Here is a 19,091-nt window from a genome sequence, read left to right as displayed (position 1 = left end):
ATATGGAATTACAAAATTTGGAGGTTATACGTTTGAGCATTTGGTTATTTCGAGCAGGTTCCGATGGTGAGTATGAAAATAAGTTTTTGTTGATCTAAATAAATTTCAAAAAAAAGAAGAATTATATTCGTTTTTGGTTAAAAAGTATGATTTAGAAAAAGAAAAGACGGCAATAAATTGGGCATCACAAATATATCCCATTGCTCATCGAATGCTTATCGGTGATTGGGTTGTATTACCTAGTATGCTTAATCGAACGATTCATTTTGGTAAAATTACAGGTAACTACCAATACAATCCAAACTTAGAAAATCCATATTTTCATTATCGAGATGTAGAGTGGTTTTCATTAGATGTTCCAAGAGACAGATTTGAACAGGATATTTTGTATTCAATGGGTGCTTTTATGACAGTTTGTAAAATACATAAAAATAATGCTGAGGAACGCATTAAAGAGATGTACAAGAATAATTGGCAAGTAGCCCATAAACCAATCCCTGAAAGAATTGAAGATACTGAAGATGAGGGAATACCTGATTTTGAAGAGTATATCGAAGATAGAATTTCAGAGCATATTATCAGGAAATTTAAAGGGCATAAGATGGAAATGCTAATAGAAGAAATTCTGAAAGCAAAAGGATTTACAACATATAGAAGCCCTGAAGGGTCAAATCAAGGGGTGGATATTTTAGCAGCAGCGAATACATTAGGATTTAGCCCCCCGAAAATTTGTGTTCAAGTGAAAACTACAGATTCACCTGTAGACCGTCCAACAATGGATCAACTAATTGGGACTATGAGTAATTTTAATGCAGATTATGGGCTACTTATTTCTTGGAGTGGCTTCGAAAACTCTGTAATGAAAGAAATTCCAAAGCAGTTCTTCCGAGTGCGATTATGGGATTCTGCAAAAATAATAGAACAACTTCTAGAAAACTACGATGCACTTAGTGATGACATAAAAGCAGAAATTCCATTGAAAAAAGTATGGATGTTAAACAGTGAAGATTAGATGATATGCCTAAAATAGCATTTAAACCATTACTGAGAACCGTTTACAAGTAATAAGTAGAATAATATGAAGTGGAGAGATACATAATGGGTCCTAACTCTTTAGAGTATCAAAAATCGATTGCTCATGAATTTAACGCCACTAAAAATAGGATTAGATATTTAATAGGTTCTACCCATTGGGGTGAGGATGGTAGATATAAGGAAGTAATTCTAATGAATTTTTTAAAAAGATTTCTCCCTAATAATATTGAGGTAGGAACAGGTTTCGTTAAGGACGGCGATAATATATCTACCCAAATTGATATAATTATTTATAATTCATCATTGCCATTATATTTTAAAGAAAATGACTTTATAATTGTTCAACCAAAAAGTGTATTGGGAATAATTGAAGTGAAATCAAATCCTGATAGGAATAAAATCGCAGAAGCGATTTTTAAAGCAAGTAAAGTAGGAGAGATTATAAGGGAGAATTTAATATTTAATGGGTTATTTATTTTTGGAGAAGCAAACAATAATCAAAATCACTCATCAAAATTATTAGAAAATCCAAGAAATGGTCAATTTAAAGATTCTTTATTAGATGCATTATTAAAAAATAATGGCTTAAATCATATTGTTTCTAATGATGGGGCCTTTATAAAAAAATGGAGTGAAGAGGAGAAGTTTAGTTGTTATGCTATTAAGGATTTGGCAACGAGTTATTTTTTCTCTAATTTATTAGATATTATTAATAATAGAATTGAATTATTTGGAATTCCAGAAGCAATGTATAACCATCTTTATCCTATTCCAGAGGGTAAAGAAAACTTTATAAAATGGAATGTTCCTAGATGTTACGATTATTAAATTACTAGAAAAATAATAATAAAATACAGTTTTAGTTATCGAAAATTTAAAATATTTATGGACTTGGAGGAAAAGTTTGGACTATGAGAAATGATATCTTTATAAATGAAACTGTCTTAAATAGTTTTGTAGATCAAATCCCAAGAAATTTATATCCGAGAGATTATAAAAAAAGAAAAACAGTCTCTTATAGCTTAGCAGGTATAAAAGCAGATATTAGCGAAGAAAACGTAGTTCGAAATATGAATAACCATGAAAAAATTGAGCTACTGTTAAAATATCTTAAAAGTAAGGATGCTTTACAATATAGTAGACCTAGGGATATGTATGATTCATTTAATAATAATGGAAAAGCATTTGTTCTTGAAACAATGAAAGCAACACAAATAATATTTCCACCGGAATCTTTAAAAGATACTCCTGACCTTAAATATTTTGCTCTTTGGATTTCCGATCCTAATACAAGTGATATTCAACATGGAGAAATAATTCATAACTATACTGGAACATTTTTGTATATTACTCAAATGTGGCTAGATAATGGTTGGTATTCGCCTATACGGTCTGGATGTTCCGCACTTCAAGCAATAGTTAACTATTTAGAAGGCAGACCAATACTGAATACAATTCTCCATGGAGGACGTGAGAAATTTGGTAGAAGTAATTTTCAACACCCTATAGATAAATTAATTAGTTTAGGTGCAAAGAAAGGGAGTGTAGACGTCAAGTTGAATTTTACACTTTTTGCTCATTTCCTTTTTACACTTTTGCTAAAAAGATGCTTTTCCGATTTTTCATTCGATGACTTTCTTCATCTTCTTTCCCATAAATGACTTCTACACGATGAAGTAATCGATCCAAAATGGCCGTTGTTATGCCTTGATCCCCAATTAAATTCCCCCATTCATCTGGACTTTTATTGGATGTTAGAACGATTGAACTTCGTTCGTATAGATGGTTGATCAAATGAAAGAATAAGTTTGCCTCTCTCTGGTCCATCGCCATGTACATCAAGTCATCAACGATGACCAGGTCTGCACTTCTGAGTCTCTTAAGCTGCGCCTTTGACTTGTTCAAATACTCCTCTGTTTTTAAGAGCTGGATAAGTTCTCCCATCGTGACAAAGTAAACGTGAAATCCTCTTTGGACTGCTTCAAGCCCTAACCCAACGGCGATAAATGTTTTCCCTATGCCTGGAGGCCCCAAAAGGATTAGGTTGTACTGCTGCTCCAGCCAGTTCAATTCCCTAAGCTGGTTCAACTGACGGGCAGTCAACACATTTTGTCCTTCCAATTCGAATTCCTCTAACGATTTCACAAAGGGAAAGCGAGCCCATTTCATTCTTTTCTCTAGACTTTTGGCTTCTCGTTTGACCAATTCATACCGGGTGATGGCCTCTAAAAATTCCAGATAGGTCCACGATGCCTTTTCAGCTTCGCGGAGAAGCCGTGGCGGCTCCTCCGCTGTTTCTGCTAAACGTAACTGACGGAATTGATTCTGCAGTTCATTCACTGTTTTATTCATCATGCCCGCCCTTCTAAAATAGAGGTGTAGGTATTTAGAGAACGGGCAGAGGCCTTGATTTCGGAATGTCTGGCCGAGTGGGCCTGAAGAGCTTTGATTTCCTGCACCGGGACATGACTGGATGTATGATAATGATGGGCCATATCCCGGAAATTGGCACTATACAATCTTTCTGTCGAGCACCTGGTCATAACCGCATCGATACTGGCTGAATACTTTTGGATCACCTCTTGAATGATGGAGAAGTGATCCCGCCGATACCTAGGGTATCGCTTACTGATTTCATCAAGATAGACGGCTGCTTGCCTCTGATCGGTAAAAGAGGAGATCAACCGTTGTTTTAATTCATCGATTCCTTTCGAGCGATCACGTGTATGGCTGCGATTCTGAATCAGCTTTCCTTTCTCTAAGCTGATTTCATGCTCGGCCAAGATCTCCCCTTCGACTTGTTCTTGAATGATAAGTGTTTGGGATTCTCCTGCTTTAACTTCAATGAAAACAAGGTTTTCAGAATGGGTTTGATAGGTCCCAAGCGGGACCAAATACCGATTTGACTTATAACGTATCGTGTTGTCCTTACTAACACTTCTTGTTATACTTTGGGTATGGGTGCTTTCATAGGAAAGCAGCGAAGAGACTGGCTGTAAGTGTTGCTTTTCGAGGAGAAACACTTCGGCTGGTCTTTTTTTCGTTGTTTGATGAACCTGATGGTAGAGCGCGCTGATTCCAGTCCTCTATGTCGCTGAACACTCGGCTGTCCGCAAAATTGCCTTTTATGTACTTCACCACGTTTTCAATCATGCCCTTGGATTCCGGATCAGCTCGTCTGCATAGATGGACCTTAAACTTGCGTTCACTCACATACCGTTGAAATTCAGCGGTTAAAAGCAGTTGTCCTGCATTCTCGCTGACTGCGATCAAGTGATCCTGATCATAGACCATCTCTTCTGTACGTCCTCCATAAAATTGAAAGGCATGCTCATGGCACCGGATCGCATCTTTTGTGGTGAAAGGACGCGTCTGCCATTCCATGTATTTTTGTCTGGAATGCGCCATCACAAACGCAATGAAGTGCAGCTTGATTTCCTTGTTGTCGCTCGTCCTCTGCTCTGTTTCTCCCCAATCAACCTGAAGCTGTTTGCCCATTGGCTGTTCAGGAACGGCTTCATACTGGCGAACGGTCACTTTCTTTTCAATCTGATAGATCTCCCTTATTTCTTTTACATAAGAGCGTACCGTACTTCCTCCGACTGCCAGCTCAGGATATCTCTCAAGCAGCCAATCATGATTTTGTGCACCACTCAAATGAGGGTACTCTTCTAACTAGGCAAGGATCCATTCTTTATATTGGTCTAATTTTTTCTTTCTCCCATGTGGCTAAACCGAGTAGGCCCTCGCTTCCTCCAATGTCATCTCTAGATATTTATAAACCGTTGGTCTTGAGATCTTAAGCTCCTTAGCGAGTTGTGCTACTTTAAATTTCCGTCTAATCAATTCCTGAATCTTTACATACAACACTAACTTATCCTCCAAAATCCTATCCTCCAGTAAAATAACGTCTCCAACTATTTTACTAGATTATTAGGGTAATAAAGCAAAAGTCTAACTAAGCAAAAACTGTTAACTTTATTCTAGCGTTTACAAGAATTTATGAAAACGTTAATTATTGTTATGGATGAAGATGAGTTTGGTAGAAAAATACTAGATAAAATTAGAAAAAAAGTATAACTCTATTGGCTGGCCTGCAATTATTTTGCGGGTTTTTTTATTTCAATGTTACAATTTCGATGTGTAAGGGATTAATACATAGTAAAACAGTATTTTGGGCAACTAGATTTATTTTTATTAACAAGGTTATTACAAGGAAACCTGTTTTATCAACGTTTAGGAAAGATTTAATGATGGAGATAACAGAGAAAAACGCAATTATCTTTAAAGTGAGCCCATTAGGTAACAAGATAAGAGACAGCAACAATCACTGTCTCTATCTAATGTATCTTATAAATATCCTTTTTCCTTTAAAAATACATATGACAGGGCACCTACGATGATATGATCTAAGACATCAATTCCAAGAATCTTCCCTGCCTCACTTAACCTTTTAGTCACTTCAATATCTTCACGACTAGGATCAGGCTGGCCGGATGGATGGTTATGTGCAACGATAGCACTTGCGCAGCTACGACGGATTAAGTGTTTGAACGTTTCGCGCGGATGTACGATGGATGCATTCAATGATCCAATAAAGACAGTCTCTTTGAAGATGATCTCATTTTTTGTATTTAATCCTAGAACCACAAAATGCTCTTGGCTAAGGTACTTCATTTCGTTAAGGTAATTATAAGCATCTTCAGGTGAGCGAATGGTAAAGCGGCTTTCAACAGGACATGGATTCATACGAGCCAGCTTTAACGCAGATAAGATTTGTTTCGCTTTTACTTTACCAATCCCATTGATTTGTAGTAATTCTTCCTCTGTAACATCAAGTAGTTCTTGGACAGAAGGATAACGGGTGAAGATTTCATTTACGACATAGCCATCTTCCTTCTCACGAATAGTTGAAGCCAGTAATAGTTTAAAAGTCACTTTATCAAATATATTGTTCATGATATATTCCTCCAATTTGTTTGATAGAATTAAAAAAGGAGAGACGATGATCGTCCCTCCGATTGAGTGAATGAATCTGATGCGATATACTGTTGTTAAGAATTTCAGTTGTAGATGAGTTCATTGGCAGATGATCTCATCTATTTTTGTGCAAAAAAAGCCCATTGACTGCAGATGCAACCCATGAGCTTCATTTAGTATATTGCCAATTCTTTCATCTCCTTAGAGACATCCTTTAACTGAAGTAAGTCTTGAATGAAATTAGATGCCTGCTTTTTCGTTAGCTTTGTACTGTGTTCGACTTGGTACATCATCTGCATCATCTCTTTTGCAACTTCGGGACGCATATTGAGTTCAGCAACGATGCGGAAAATGGTCTGTAGCTGGTGCTTGGTTGCTACTGCATCAGCCCCTTTAATCGGTAGTTGTTTCGGAAAATCCTCTATGTCTTGTGTAAATAATCCACTTGCACGTGTTGCTGATAAAACAGCATCAATCAATGCTCGTTTCTTTGCCATCTTCAAAACGGTGTTGACGATGGTAAATGGATTCTGTTGATTATTGAAGGTAGCTTCTTTACTATCGCATGATCCAATTCCTTCAGCCTCAATTACTCCATTATCCTTTCTTGTAAGTGTCATCTTCACTTCATAAGCAAATATACCAGTATCCCATTGTTCGATGCGGTTGACCACGTCAACGGACTTTGAAAATCCAAAAACATCACAAAGCTTTTCAGCACCAGGCTTTAACAGTGTTGGTCTTGAGAAGCCATCTATTAAACCATAGTCGATGCCTTTAACCATTACCTCTTCAACGAATATTTCTAGCTCCTCAATTCGACGTTTGGACTCTGATGATGATACAACCACATTTGGTAACGAAGATGTGCTAGAGTATTCACTACTAGAAAATGGAACTACATTATTAATGGATGAATGATTCTTTGGCTTCATATGAATGTTTTCACCTCCTTTCAATAGATTAGTATCTTTTTTGAATGATATCTGCCAGTCTTGATAAGCCTTCAGATGTTTTTCAAATAAGTAATTTACTCGCATCATGACCAAGTTGGTTTCCTTTGCTAATAGTTTTATTAGAAAGGGCTGTTGCAATTGACATCATAGTCGTGTTGAGTCATTTAACTTTTCTAGATTGCTAGCTACCTTTATCAACATGTCTTCGCCTTTAGCTTCCATCTTTGAAGCAGCGTCCTTCAGTACATTACTAATATGATGTTTCGTTTCCACTTGCTCTTTAAACTCTGACTCATAAGCTGACTCAATCTCATTTATTGCTGTTTCAACTTTGGATCTCGTAACAAGTAGATGAGCAAGTTTTACATAATCGTTTTGTTCTACTACATCTGCTATTTCATCCGAAATGTTTGCATGTTGGTTTAATAGATTCTGGTGTATTTCCTTTACCTCAATAAGTGATATACATCGCTCATTAGATGATTCACGATGGTATTGCTTTACACGTGTCATATTTTTCTCAATAATCATTTTCCTCCTATAAAGTTTTGATGGTTTCGTTTCCAATTACTGTTGATTAAAGTAGTGATAGCCTTTTAGAGTTAACTTTAGTAGTAAGCCATCCGATTTACTTCTCTTGGTAAGAATGAGGTAAGATTCCTCAAGTTCTAATAGATTTACATTTTTGATGTCGTACTTTACTAGTAACCTGGCTGGAACCCATTTGTTTAGTTCTTTTGCCTTGACTAGAATTTCTACTAATGACTGGTTCATCTCATTAACCTCCTTTGATATGCGCTCCTCTCATCATGCAAGTCGTCTCTGTAAAACAAAAAAACGCTATCTATCCAAATGGATAAACAACGGTCTTATAAAAGGGGTGGGGCATGAAACGGGAGGGTACCCCCCTTACATTTATAAAACGTGGAGGTGCCAAAAAAATTTGTATATTTTTCCATCCCTATTGAGTTACGAAAGTACTAGAGATAAAATAAAGATAAAGTATAAAAAAAGTAAGAGTATTGAGGTGGCTTCCGTGGAAGTTAAACTATTTCAGAAAACACAGAGAGATTTAGCAGGATCGATTAATTTTGTTATAGATAAATATTGGAATGACGAGATAGACGAAACGAAAATGATTGAATTGATTCAAAAGTTGTATATAACTAATACGCGCAAATTTTTTAAAAATGGTAAGTATACAACCATTATTCGTCAACAATGTGGAAAGAGAAGACTTGAAGTCATTGATCAAGTACTTAATCAAACTAACGTCATTTAAGAAGGTAAGGTGAAGGAATATATATGGAATATTCCGCAGGTTTTACGAAGGAAAAGTGGTCTGAAAATGAGATTGAAGTTGTTTTAAAGCTCATGTCAGAAGGAAAAGTGAAGAAAGAAATATTAGATGAAGTAATGGAGCAAAATTCATTTCAGTTAAGGAGCCCAGTAAGTATTAAAAATCGCTTTAATATGGTCTACAATCGAGCAGCTGTCCTTGACGATGAAATGAAGAAACACTTTTTAAACGCAAGCGACTATGATCGGAAGGCATTGACATTATACTCATTTTTAAAAGTATATCGAATACCATTAGAGTTTTACATAGAAGTTATTGTATTTAAGTATGAACAGCAGGAGCCTTTATACAGTAATGACTTTCACTATTTCTTTGAAGGGAAAGCTAATGTAAGTGAAAAAGTCAGTAGTTGGAGACCCGAAACCATCAAGCGGCTTGTCAGTTCATTGGTATTGTTTTTCAGGGATTCAAAGATGATTGATAAGGTTGAACCAACAAAGTATCAAGTTAAACCGATATATATGAGTCAGTCATTAAAAACATATGCAGAGAGGAATGCTCCTCTATTATATTCTTTTACAATTCTAGAAAAGGTGAATGAAGAATGAAATCGACGTATGAACGATTAGAACAAATGGAAAAGCGGATTCAACAAGATAGCTTTACAAACCCAAGAGGCATTGGAAGTGACATTCCTCATTTTGTCTTAGACTATCCTCCTGAAGATGAATTACAAGTTCGTGTGTACATAAAGAACATGTTGAAAAGAACAAAAATGGAAATCAAAGAAGTAAATTTATTTGAATTTCTCCTTTCATTGTTTGATGAAGATGAGTTGGATGAACTATTTGAAATGGAAGAAGAGGAAGGATTACAAGGCTTGATTGATGTATTCGAACCGATATTAAATGAAAGCAATACAATGATCCAACAATTTAAAGACATAACAGAAAATGCGGAGCTTATTTTTATTACTGGGGTTGGTTCAGCGCATCCATTTTTGCGGTCGAGTCAATTACTAAAAGCCGTCTCTAGTAAAGGTTATAAAAAACCAGTCGTATTATTCTATCCGGGTGAATTTACAGGATTGCGATTAAAACTATTTGGCATTCTTGACTATGAAGATGACTATCAATTATCACGTATTTCCTAGGGGGTAGGGACATGAAAATTAAAGATTTATTTTTAAAAGATATATTCCGTCCAATTAATAATGTTGTTCAAGCTGAGCAAATGGATGAAAAAACAATTGAAAATGAATTGGATGAGTATGTATTAACAGAAGAAAGCGAACATTATTTAGAACGTTTTTATCGTAATTATCTTGCCATTTATAAACAGCCATCAACTAAAGTCGGGGTTTGGATATCAGGTTTCTTTGGATCCGGTAAGTCTCACTTTTTAAAAATCTTATCTTATTTGTTACATAACCAAACGATTTCAGGTAGAACACCTGCAGATTACTTCAAAGATAAAACAAAGAATCCAGAGTTGCTTAAAATGATGGAAGAAGTATCTGCAAAAAGAACAGATGCCTTATTATTTAATATTGATTCAAGATCAACATCCTCATCTAAAGATGCACAGAAAGAACGTATAATTGAAGTTTTCTTACGAGTGTTTAATAATCATTTAGGTTATTCAGATACATTGTGGGTTGCTGAAATGGAACGTCAATTAGATGATGACGGAAATTATGAATCTTTTAAGCAAGCCATTTACGCCCAACACGGAAAGCCATGGGAAGAATTTCGATTAAAAATATTATTACGTAAGAGAAAAGTTATACAAGCACTTGAATCAGTCGGCTATGATCAAGATACTGCAGAGACGTTCTTTGATATGAGTAGAGAATGGTTCTCTATTGACGCACAGCGAGTAGCTGAATTAGTAGCAGATTATTGTAAAAAACAAGGCCGGGATTATCGAATTGTATTTCTTGCAGATGAAGTAGGACAGTATATCGGTAGTAATACCAGTTTAATGCTTAACTTGCAAACGATAACGGAAAAACTCGGTGACTTATGTCAAGGTCAAGCATGGGTAATTGTAACATCACAAGAAAAACTAGAAGCAACTGTTTCAGATCTTGATAGTACGAAAGACTTTTCAAAAATCCAAGGACGATTTGAAACAAAAATCAATTTATCCAGTGCGAATACAGATGAAGTTATCAAAAAACGTTTGTTAGAAAAAGAAGACGTTGGTGCAGATACATTAATAACGATTCATGATCAAGAAGGAAAATTAATTCATAACCGTTTAGCGTTTGATAAGCAAAATACACAATTACGTTCAGGGTATCGTTCAATAGATGAATTTGTATCCTTTTATCCTTTTGTTCCTTATCAAATAGAGTTATTACAAAAGATTTTCACGAAAATCCGTAATTTAGGAGAAGGTGGACAGCACACTTCACGTGGTGAACGTTCATTACTTAAAGCATTTCAGGAAGCAGCACAATTAAATGCTGGGGAACCTATCGATAATATGGTAACCATGGCGGAATTTTATCCTTCGATACGTGATTATTTAGAATCGGCAATCACCAGTACAATAACAAGAGCTCAGGATCGAGCGAGAAATAATGAAGGTTTAGAAGAATATGACGTAAAGGTTTTGCAAGTGCTTTATCTAATCAAAGGGATTGATGATATAAAATCCACACCTAGTAATATCGCAACCCTTATGGTTGAGACAGTTTATGATGAACGTCAGCCTTTAGAGTATCGCATAAAAGAATCCTTGAACCGACTTCAAATGGCAATGTTCATTGAACAACATGCAGATGGGTCATACTCATTCTTATCAGATGAAGAACAAGAAATTAATCGTGAAATACGTGTAGAAGAATATAATACTGCTTCTGTTAAAGAACGGTTAGGTAACCTTTTTTTTAATGTGATGTATCGCTTTACCAAGTATGAATATAAGTATAAAGAACAAACTAAACACTTTGATTACAATAAACGATTTGATAACTACATGAAAGGTCAGATGAATCATGAATTAACGATGCAAGTGTTCTCTGAAGGCATGACAGATTCAGAAGCAGCGTTACAAGCTAACTCTGGTCATTTAATTATTCTTTTAGACAAAGACCTTGTCGCTGAAGCAGAAAGTGCTTTAGCCTATATTCAACAAGTGGATAGCTATGTACGTCGTAAACAGTCAAGCACGACTAGCCAGCAGCAGAAGAGAATATTTGATGCAAAAATTGCTGAAGTTGATGAATATGCAGATAAGGCAGAAGAATTATTAAATAAAGCGTGTGAGAAAGCAGAATTTTATATCCAAGGTCAACGTCGTGATTTTAATGGTGCTTTTGAAAGTAAAGTTAGCCAAGCTATGGATATGCTGATTCGCAACACATATACAAAATTTCACTATATTGAGGATCCTATTTCATTTAAAAATAGTAAAAATGAGTGGATGCAAGTTGCAGAAAATTTAGGGCAACAAAGCTTATTTAGTGACTTAAACAAAAATGCAATTGATGAAGTCAAGCACTTTGTAGAGGAACTTGAACGTTCCCATGACCAGCGAACATTAAAACAAGTCATACAAAAATATAAGGCTGTTCCATATGGATGGGAAGAACAAGATACAATTGGTATTCTAATGGGATTAATGAATGCGGGAAAAGTTCGTTTTACTTATGCGGGTGAAGCCTTTAACCCAAACTCCAATCAATTCTATGATCGACTAGAAAGGGTTTCAGAACGTGATCGTATTGTTGTTTTACCAATCGTTGAAATGGATTATCACGTTAAACAAGAGCTTATTGCATTAGTTCGTGATTTCTTTTCGAATACACAAACATATGACACGTATGATGCTTATGAAGAAGTTATACGCGAGAAGATTGACGAAGAATTTGTTCAACCGATTGAAAAGATTCGAGGGAGAAGACGTCAACAAGAACCAACAAGTGAGTATCCATACCCAGGTGAAAGTGATATACGAACAATTGTAAATGGTACTCAAAAATTACTAGCTATCCGTGATCCCGAACAATTCTGTCGTATGTTTATTCAATATGAAGATGATATAGAAAATTGGTATGACATTTTAGAGACACTCCAAGGATTCTATGAAGGAAATCCTATCGTTAAATTTGACGAAGCGGTTCAAGCTCTAAAAGACCATAAGCAAGACTTAGAAATCATCCATAATGAAGAATTAGAAGAAACAGCTCAACGAATGAAACACATTTTACTACAGGAAGAACCTACAAAGGAAATAAGTCAATTACCTAAGTTGACAGATGTTCTGAAGAATCTAATTCAGGAAGAAACTAATAAACAAAAACAGGCGGTAATGGTTCAAGCAGAAAAAACATTGCAGCAACTTGAAAACTTAATAGATCAATATCGTCAATCTGAAAGCATTTTAGAATATATTCAATCACGAAAAAATCAAGCCACTCTACTTTATGAAAAAATTAAGAAGAGTGAACGTATATCTAGCACTCGAATCAATCAACAACAGCTTAGTGAGCTTGTTGAAGCAACAAAAGCAAAAGCACGCCAGATGTTCAATGATTTAATAGATGACCCAGATACAGTTAAGAGACAACCGAAGAAAATTACAGAGCAAGAATTGTATACCTCTTTCTTTAGTCAGTTAGATAAAATTGAGTCCGAAGAAGACTTAGAGCGTGCTATTGAAGCATTGAAGAAAAGTCTATTAAAAGAATTACAAACACACTACTTCTTGAAATAATAAATCGTGGGGCGGATGGTTATCTGCTCCTCTACATATAGAGGTGAAACAATGAATAAGGCGGAATTAAAGAAATTTGCTGTAGAAGCAAGAGGAGACTTAATGGCTAAAGTCTCATTAAAAGCAGAGCAATATGGTATTACCAAAGCTAATCAGGATTTAAAGATTGAAGAAAACTATGGAAAATTATTTATAAACGGTAATCCCTATCCAATTGAAAGAAAGCACGCTTTTCATACGTTAAAACAACGATTACAATCTGCTGGTTATGATCAGCTTATTGAAGAAGTGGCATATACATGGTTTAACCGAATCATTGCGATTCGTTATATGGAAGTGAACAATTACTTGCCAGATCGAGTAAATGTATTATCAAGTAGTACAGGTAAAAACGAGCCAGATATTTTACTTCAATATGAAACGATGAACCTTGATGTGGATTATCAACAAATAAATGAATGGATACAAAAAGGTGAAAGTGAACAAGCTTATCGTAAATTATTTGTCGCTCAATGCAATAGCCTGAATAAACTATTACCTTTCTTATTTGAAAAAATTGATGATTTTACAGAACTATTATTACCCGACTATTTATTAGATCAGGAATCTATTATACGCAAAATTGTAAATGGTTTATCTGATGAAAACTTTTTCCAGATTAATGAAGACGGTTCTCGCTCAGATAATGTTGAAGTATTGGGTTGGCTTTATCAATACTACATGTCTGAAAAGAAGGAGCAGGTCGGTGGACTAAGAAACAATGCTGTTAAGAAAGAAGATCTTCCTGTTGTCACACAGTTATTTACACCAAAATGGATTGTCCAATATATGGTACAGAACTCTTTAGGAAAACTATATGACGAAAAATATGAAGACAATAAATTAGCTCAGAATTGGGAGTATTATTTAAAACATGAAGAAAATTACCATTTGTACCCTGAGTTCGAATCATTAGAGGATTTAAAAATTATGGATCCGGCATGTGGATCTGGTCATATCCTTATATACGCTTTTGAAATGTTATATGACATGTATGAAGAAGCGGGATATCCATCAAGAGAAATTCCACAGTTAATTTTAGAAAAAAACTTGTATGGTCTAGATATTGATAAACGAGCTCAACAAATTGCGAACTTTGCATTGTTAATGAAGGCTGCTGAAAAACAACCACGTTTTATCTCAAGATTAAGTCGTAAAGGGATAAGTCCAAAGTTAAATGTATATGAAATTATTGATGTAGATCAGTCTCTATCTCAAGAAGCTATAGACTATTTTGTAGAGAATGAAACTGAAAGATCATTATTTAATAAATTATTAAGTCAGTTTGAAAATGGAAAACAGTTTGGTTCATTAATCATTCCATTAGAAATCCCTTACGAAGAATGGATTATTCGGGTAGATAACTTAGAAAAACAACAAGATGATTTAATTGAAGAATCTTACTCTAAGGAATTAATAAATAAGCTAGTCCCAATTTTAAAACAGGCTTATTTGTTATTTCTAAAATATGATGTAGTTGTGACTAACCCACCTTACCACAGTAAATATAATAAAGTGTTAAAACAATTTATTAACAAGTACTATGAAAATTATAAGTATGATTTATATTCTGCATTCATTTATAGGGCAAATCAAATGGTAACAACTAATGGGTTCTCTGCCCTAATGACCCCTTTTACCTGGATGTTTATATCTAGACACGAAAAATTAAGAGAGTATTTAATTAAGAATACAAGTATCTCTAGTTTAATCCAACTTGAATATTCCGCATTTGAAGAAGCCACTGTTCCAATATGTACTTTTGTCATACAAAACCAAACCCATAATACATTGGGACAGTATGTCAGGTTATCACAATTTAGAGGTTCAAATAATCAGCCAATGAAGGTTAAAGAAGCGGTAAAAAACAGAGAGATAGAATACAGAAATGTTTATGAATCTAAGAACTTTATTGAAATACCTGGTTCTCCTCTTGCGTATTGGGCTAGTGAGCAAGAAAGACAGCTATTTAAAGACAATAAATTAGTTGGAGATGTTGTAACATCACCTAGTCAAAACGTAACTGGAAATAATAGTATGTATTTAAGGTTTTTCTGGGAAATAGACACCTTGAAGCATTTTTTCAACGATGGATATTGGCGTTTTTATGCTAAAGGCGGTGGCTACAGAAAGTGGTTTGGAAATTTACTCGAATTAATTAATTGGTCACCCGAGGCCAGGGAGGTTTATAGGAAAGGACATGCTTCTCAAATTATTCCCGAAGAATTCTGGTATAAACATGGGATTACTTGGGGGTTAATTACAAGTTCAAACGCAAGCTTTAGAATGTTACCTAGTCATGCAACATTTGATAAGGGAGGTTCTTCGATCTTTCCCCAAAATAACGATGAAAATTTACTGCATTATATTTTGGCTTTTTTAAATTCTAAAACAGCTTTTTATTTATTAAGTTTTTTATCTCCAACTTTAAATTTCCAAGTAAGGGACATTAAATCCTTGCCCTTAATTCAAGAGAATGGAGACAAAGTTATTAGTATAACAAAAGAATTAGTTCGTTTATCGGAAGATGATTGGAATTCCTTTGAAACTTCATGGGAGTTTAAAAAACACCCATTTTTACTTTGCAAAGATAACAAGGATAGTAAGCTACAGACAGCATTTTGTGGATGGAAAGAATTAAGCGAAAATCGCTTTAATTATCATAAAGAGAATGAAATAAAACTAAATGAGATTTTTATAGAAAGTTATGGTCTTGCTAATAAGCTTTCTCCTGAAATCGAGGAGAGTGAAATTACTATATCAATATCAAAACGAGAAAGAGATACAATATCGTTTTTATCTTATTTTATTGGCTGTGTTTATGGGACGCTATTCCCTAGATATAGACGGTCTTGTGAATGCAGGTGGTAAGGTTGATGAATCAATATATGAGACATTCAAACCCAATAAGGATAGACTCATTCAAATAACCGATGACCATTATTTTGACAATGATATTATTGTACGTTTACGTGAGTTTTTATCCGTTGCATTTAGTCCAGAGACTGTAAATGAAAATATTCAATGGCTAGCAGAATCGTTAACACTGAAGAAAAATGAGTCGCAGGAGGAGCGGTTACGTCGTTATTTCATAGATGAGTTTTTCAACGACCATTGTAAAACTTATCAAAAACGACCAATTTATTGGTTAGTGGATTCCGGTAAACAAAAGGGATTACGTACACTAATTTATATGCATCGTTATCAACCTGATACTATGGCAACAATTCGTTTTGAACATTTACAAGAGATTCAATCTAAATATCAAAATGAAATAGAAATGATTGATACACGTTTAGCAAATCCAAGCATATCGGCAAGTGATAAGCGGAGCCTTGAAAAATCTAAATCAGCTTATCAGAAAAAAATTGAGGAGCTTCAAGAGTTTGACAAGAAATTAGCGACGTACGCAAATGAACAAGTTGACATTGATTTAGATGACGGTGTTAAAGCGAATTATGAAAAATTTGGAGATGTGCTTGCAAAGATTAAATAGCTGAAAGAGGAGGAGATTCTCCTCTTTCTCTTTACATAATGAGGTGGAATCGGTGGATATGATTGAAAAGTTACAAGAGAAAATAAAACAAGAAAGGGATACGAAAAAACGAGCAATTGTCTTTTGGTACGATCCTCAGGCGCAAGTAAGTTTGGATGAACTAAAAGAACAGCTGGGTGATATCGAGGTAAGAAAATTAACTAATCATAATTGTTTTCAATTAAAAGTTGAGATTGAAATACAAAGACCAACAGAGTCGTTTTTAATTTATTCTGATGTAGCGAACCCAGCCGACAAAGAAAATATGTTATTGGATATGTTGTTGTACAGTACAGAGTTCAAAGCAGATGAAACTGCTATGTTAACTGAAACATTGCAAGTATCTGACAGTGTGTTGCGTCCTAAGATGGAACAGTATCCTTTGTTCTTTGATAGTAAAGAACGTAAAAGAAGATTAAGTAAAATCTTGCCTAAACAAGCTGATGACTATCATTTTGAACTTAGTATGATGGCTACTATAGTAAAAGCACCGGTACCTGATTTACGTGTAATTGTCCGACTGCTTCTTTTGGAAGGACTACGTGTGGAAGAAAGTGAACTATTGAAGCAAATAAAACGTAACTTTTCTATAGAACGTACACTTGAGATAATCGGCCGCTACTTTGGCGTATCACTAGAAACAGATAATGAACCATTAATGGAGCTATTAAATGTTCTCATCTATCAACATTTCCGGCAGAATGCAGGCTTTACTGCTGACGATTGGGAGGTTAAATGGGCATCATCATCACCTAACGTCTGTGCATTATTCATTGAAGAGTGGTTACAACATAGTGATAGGGATGTACTAGAAGAATATATCAAAGAATGGGAAAGAGTATATAACGTAAGAGATGTGTTATCTAAACAGGATATAGAAAACTACCAACGAGTAGATACTTTCCCGGTCGTTGATGTGCTTATCATTGAGAAATGCATCGATGAATTATTTCATCAAACAATTCAAATAGAAGAACGATTATCCTTAATTGAACAACGTTTACATAAATATTGGGGTTCGAAAGATAAAATAAAGGCCCTTTATAACACGTTATTTGAAGCAATCCGAATTGAAAAGCTAAAACCCGTTATTAATTGTATCCATCTACAAGAAGATTTTTATGAAAGTTATGGGAAATCATTATATGAAATCGACCAGGCCTACCGTAAATTTATGTATTATTTTACGCGCCTTGCTGCGAAAGAAATGCTTGAAGAAATCGCAAGCCGATTGACTAATTGGTATGAAAATGAATACCTACGTCGACTTTCAGAGGAAATGAATTTTAGACTGGAAGAAGGGTATGTATCCAAACTAATGCCTCAACGAGCATTTTTTTCTACGATGATTCGCCCTATATTAGAGAAGGAACAAACAAGGATTTTCGTCATTATTTCAGATGCTTTACGATTTGAAGCGGGTTATGAACTTCATGAAATATTAAAGAAAAGAGAAAATGGAAAATCAAGCATTGATCCTATGGCAGCAAGCTATCCAACGTACACGCAATTAGGGATGGCATCATTGTTACCACATGGTGAACTTTTAGCAGACGATAAGAGAGGTATCTTGGCTGACGCACTATCAACAAAAGGGTTAGATAATCGCCGACACATTCTACAATCAGTTGAGCGGCAAACTGAAGTTTTAAAGTTAAAGGAACTTCTGGATATGAAAGCAAGTGAAGCCGATCAATTGTTGAAAGGCAAGAGACTAGTATATTTATATCATGACCACATCGATGCTCTTGGAGATTCAGCAAAGTCGGAACGTGAAACTTATGGAGCAGTTCATCAGGCGATACAAGATTTACAATATGCGGTTGATCGATTATCACGTCTTCAAGCGAAACGTATTTTTATAACAGCGGATCATGGTTTCTTATTTCAATTTAAACAAATTGAAAACCATGGAAAAATTTCTGCTGTTGAAGGACAAGTTATGGATCATAACCGTCGTTTTGCTATTGGGCACAATTTAAACGTTCCTGAAGGTTCGATTAAATTAACTGAACGTCAAACTCCGTTACAAAATGTTGAGGTTGTTATGGCGAAAAGTCTAAACCGATTCAAAACAGGTGGAGGTCTTCAATTTATCCATGGAGGAGCATTACCACAAGAAGCGGTTGTCCCATTAATAGATTATCGAAGAATTGAAAAAGGGCAACCTGTAGATATTGCGGTAGCAATGGTCAATAAGGTCGTTACAAATTATCGTATTTCGGTTTCTTTTTATCAAGAGCAGAATATTACGGATATCTATACTTCACGAAAAGTTCTTATGGCGTTTTATCAAGGTGATGAACGGATTTCTAATGAGGTTGAACTTGTATTTGACTTAAAAGGTGAAAATCGTGATCGGAATAGACAAGTAACGTTTAATTTGATTGAAAAGCATTATAAGATTGGTGAAACATGTAAATTAAGAATCGAGACTGTAACCAAGAAAGGTCAAGAACCGTATTTAGAAGAAGAATTTACTTTGCGCTTATATGAAGCATTGTATTAATTTTTAAAAGAA

15 protein-coding genes and 1 pseudogene are annotated in these 19,091 nt (G+C 35.0%); 10 read left to right on the top strand and 6 right to left on the bottom strand.

Annotation, left to right across the window (positions count from 1 at the left end):
* Positions 1 to 133 precede the first annotated feature (133 nt).
* The 3 genes from GKZ89_RS11965 (at position 134) to GKZ89_RS11955 (ending at position 2,696) form a co-directional block, all read left to right on the top strand.
* Entirely contained in the window at positions 134 to 1,012 is an 879-nt protein-coding gene (locus GKZ89_RS11965; protein WP_241680231.1) for a restriction endonuclease, read from the top strand.
* Positions 1,013 to 1,098: 86 nt separating this feature from the next.
* Positions 1,099 to 1,863: a DUF6602 domain-containing protein gene (locus GKZ89_RS11960; RefSeq protein ID WP_155112645.1), complete on the top strand. Its 765-nt coding sequence runs from the start codon at positions 1,099 to 1,101 to the stop codon at positions 1,861 to 1,863.
* 83 nt (positions 1,864 to 1,946) lie between these two features.
* Entirely contained in the window at positions 1,947 to 2,696 is a 750-nt protein-coding gene (locus GKZ89_RS11955; protein ID WP_155112644.1) for a hypothetical protein, read from the top strand.
* Here GKZ89_RS11955 and istB read toward each other — a convergent pair.
* The 6 genes and pseudogenes from istB to GKZ89_RS20905 form a co-directional block, all read right to left on the bottom strand.
* Positions 2,623 to 3,387: an IS21-like element helper ATPase IstB gene (istB, locus tag GKZ89_RS11950; RefSeq protein ID WP_155112700.1), complete on the bottom strand. Its 765-nt coding sequence runs from the start codon at positions 3,385 to 3,387 to the stop codon at positions 2,623 to 2,625. The two genes, GKZ89_RS11955 and istB, sit on opposite strands and share 74 nt — an antisense overlap.
* Positions 3,387 to 4,905 (bottom strand): annotated as a pseudogene (gene istA / locus GKZ89_RS11945) (IS21 family transposase). The gene istB and the pseudogene istA overlap by 1 nt, the downstream one beginning before the upstream one ends.
* 480 nt (positions 4,906 to 5,385) lie before the next feature.
* Positions 5,386 to 5,994 carry a RadC family protein gene (radC, locus tag GKZ89_RS11940; protein ID WP_155112643.1) on the bottom strand — a complete coding sequence of 203 codons (609 nt, stop codon included), beginning with the start codon at positions 5,992 to 5,994 and terminating at the stop codon, positions 5,386 to 5,388.
* A 194-nt stretch (positions 5,995 to 6,188) separates the two neighbouring features.
* Entirely contained in the window at positions 6,189 to 7,058 is an 870-nt protein-coding gene (locus GKZ89_RS11935; RefSeq protein WP_155112642.1) for a hypothetical protein, read from the bottom strand.
* Between the two features lie 57 nt (positions 7,059 to 7,115).
* Positions 7,116 to 7,502, bottom strand: coding sequence for a hypothetical protein (locus tag GKZ89_RS11930; protein WP_155112641.1), 387 nt, complete (start codon positions 7,500 to 7,502; stop codon positions 7,116 to 7,118).
* 36 nt (positions 7,503 to 7,538) lie between these two features.
* A complete protein-coding gene (locus GKZ89_RS20905; protein WP_162356778.1) occupies positions 7,539 to 7,745 on the bottom strand; it encodes a hypothetical protein in 207 nt (68 codons plus the stop codon).
* A gap of 262 nt (positions 7,746 to 8,007) precedes the next feature.
* On the opposite strand from GKZ89_RS20905, the gene GKZ89_RS21045 reads away from it, so the two are divergent.
* The 7 genes from GKZ89_RS21045 to pglZ are packed head-to-tail and all read left to right on the top strand — an operon-like array spanning position 8,008 to position 19,079.
* Positions 8,008 to 8,253: a TIGR04540 family protein gene (locus tag GKZ89_RS21045; protein ID WP_162356776.1), complete on the top strand. Its 246-nt coding sequence runs from the start codon at positions 8,008 to 8,010 to the stop codon at positions 8,251 to 8,253.
* Between the two features lie 23 nt (positions 8,254 to 8,276).
* Entirely contained in the window at positions 8,277 to 8,879 is a 603-nt protein-coding gene (locus tag GKZ89_RS11920; RefSeq protein ID WP_155112640.1) for a DUF1819 family protein, read from the top strand.
* Positions 8,876 to 9,424: a BREX protein BrxB domain-containing protein gene (locus GKZ89_RS11915; RefSeq protein WP_155112639.1), complete on the top strand. Its 549-nt coding sequence runs from the start codon at positions 8,876 to 8,878 to the stop codon at positions 9,422 to 9,424. The genes GKZ89_RS11920 and GKZ89_RS11915 overlap by 4 nt, the downstream gene beginning before the upstream one ends.
* An 11-nt stretch (positions 9,425 to 9,435) precedes the next feature.
* Positions 9,436 to 12,996: a BREX system P-loop protein BrxC gene (gene brxC / locus GKZ89_RS11910; protein WP_155112638.1), complete on the top strand. Its 3,561-nt coding sequence runs from the start codon at positions 9,436 to 9,438 to the stop codon at positions 12,994 to 12,996.
* 51 nt (positions 12,997 to 13,047) lie between these two features.
* Positions 13,048 to 15,906 (top strand): BREX-1 system adenine-specific DNA-methyltransferase PglX, encoded by a 2,859-nt coding sequence (gene pglX, locus GKZ89_RS11905; RefSeq protein ID WP_241680230.1) that lies wholly within the window; start codon positions 13,048 to 13,050, stop codon positions 15,904 to 15,906.
* Entirely contained in the window at positions 15,857 to 16,531 is a 675-nt protein-coding gene (locus GKZ89_RS21230; RefSeq protein WP_241680229.1) for a BREX-1 system adenine-specific DNA-methyltransferase PglX, read from the top strand. Before pglX ends, GKZ89_RS21230 begins: the two co-directional genes overlap by 50 nt.
* Positions 16,532 to 16,589: 58 nt before the next feature.
* A complete protein-coding gene (gene pglZ / locus GKZ89_RS11900) occupies positions 16,590 to 19,079 on the top strand; it encodes a BREX-1 system phosphatase PglZ type A (protein ID WP_155112698.1) in 2,490 nt (829 codons plus the stop codon).
* The last annotated feature ends 12 nt before the right edge of the window (positions 19,080 to 19,091 follow it).

Source organism: Metabacillus mangrovi (assembly GCF_009711125.1).
Taxonomy (GTDB): Bacteria; Bacillota; Bacilli; order Bacillales; family Bacillaceae; genus Metabacillus_B; species Metabacillus_B mangrovi.
Note: the sequence above shows the minus strand (reverse complement) of the source record. Positions and strands in the feature narration are given on the sequence as shown.

Excerpts from the sequence above, each read along its gene's own strand:
- GKZ89_RS11960 (WP_155112645.1), top strand. The coding sequence starts at position 1,099 with ATGGGTCCTAACTCTTTAGAGTATCAAAAATCGATTGCTCATGAATTT.
- GKZ89_RS11955 (WP_155112644.1), top strand. The coding sequence starts at position 1,947 with ATGAGAAATGATATCTTTATAAATGAAACTGTCTTAAATAGTTTTGTA.
- istB (WP_155112700.1), bottom strand. The coding sequence starts at position 3,387 with ATGAATAAAACAGTGAATGAACTGCAGAATCAATTCCGTCAGTTACGT.
- radC (WP_155112643.1), bottom strand. The coding sequence starts at position 5,994 with ATGAACAATATATTTGATAAAGTGACTTTTAAACTATTACTGGCTTCA.
- GKZ89_RS11935 (WP_155112642.1), bottom strand. The coding sequence starts at position 7,058 with ATGATGCGAGTAAATTACTTATTTGAAAAACATCTGAAGGCTTATCAA.
- GKZ89_RS11930 (WP_155112641.1), bottom strand. The coding sequence starts at position 7,502 with ATGATTATTGAGAAAAATATGACACGTGTAAAGCAATACCATCGTGAA.
- GKZ89_RS20905 (WP_162356778.1), bottom strand. The coding sequence starts at position 7,745 with ATGAACCAGTCATTAGTAGAAATTCTAGTCAAGGCAAAAGAACTAAAC.
- GKZ89_RS11920 (WP_155112640.1), top strand. The coding sequence starts at position 8,277 with ATGGAATATTCCGCAGGTTTTACGAAGGAAAAGTGGTCTGAAAATGAG.
- GKZ89_RS11915 (WP_155112639.1), top strand. The coding sequence starts at position 8,876 with ATGAAATCGACGTATGAACGATTAGAACAAATGGAAAAGCGGATTCAA.
- brxC (WP_155112638.1), top strand. The coding sequence starts at position 9,436 with ATGAAAATTAAAGATTTATTTTTAAAAGATATATTCCGTCCAATTAAT.
- pglX (WP_241680230.1), top strand. The coding sequence starts at position 13,048 with ATGAATAAGGCGGAATTAAAGAAATTTGCTGTAGAAGCAAGAGGAGAC.
- GKZ89_RS21230 (WP_241680229.1), top strand. The coding sequence starts at position 15,857 with ATGGGACGCTATTCCCTAGATATAGACGGTCTTGTGAATGCAGGTGGT.
- pglZ (WP_155112698.1), top strand. The coding sequence starts at position 16,590 with ATGATTGAAAAGTTACAAGAGAAAATAAAACAAGAAAGGGATACGAAA.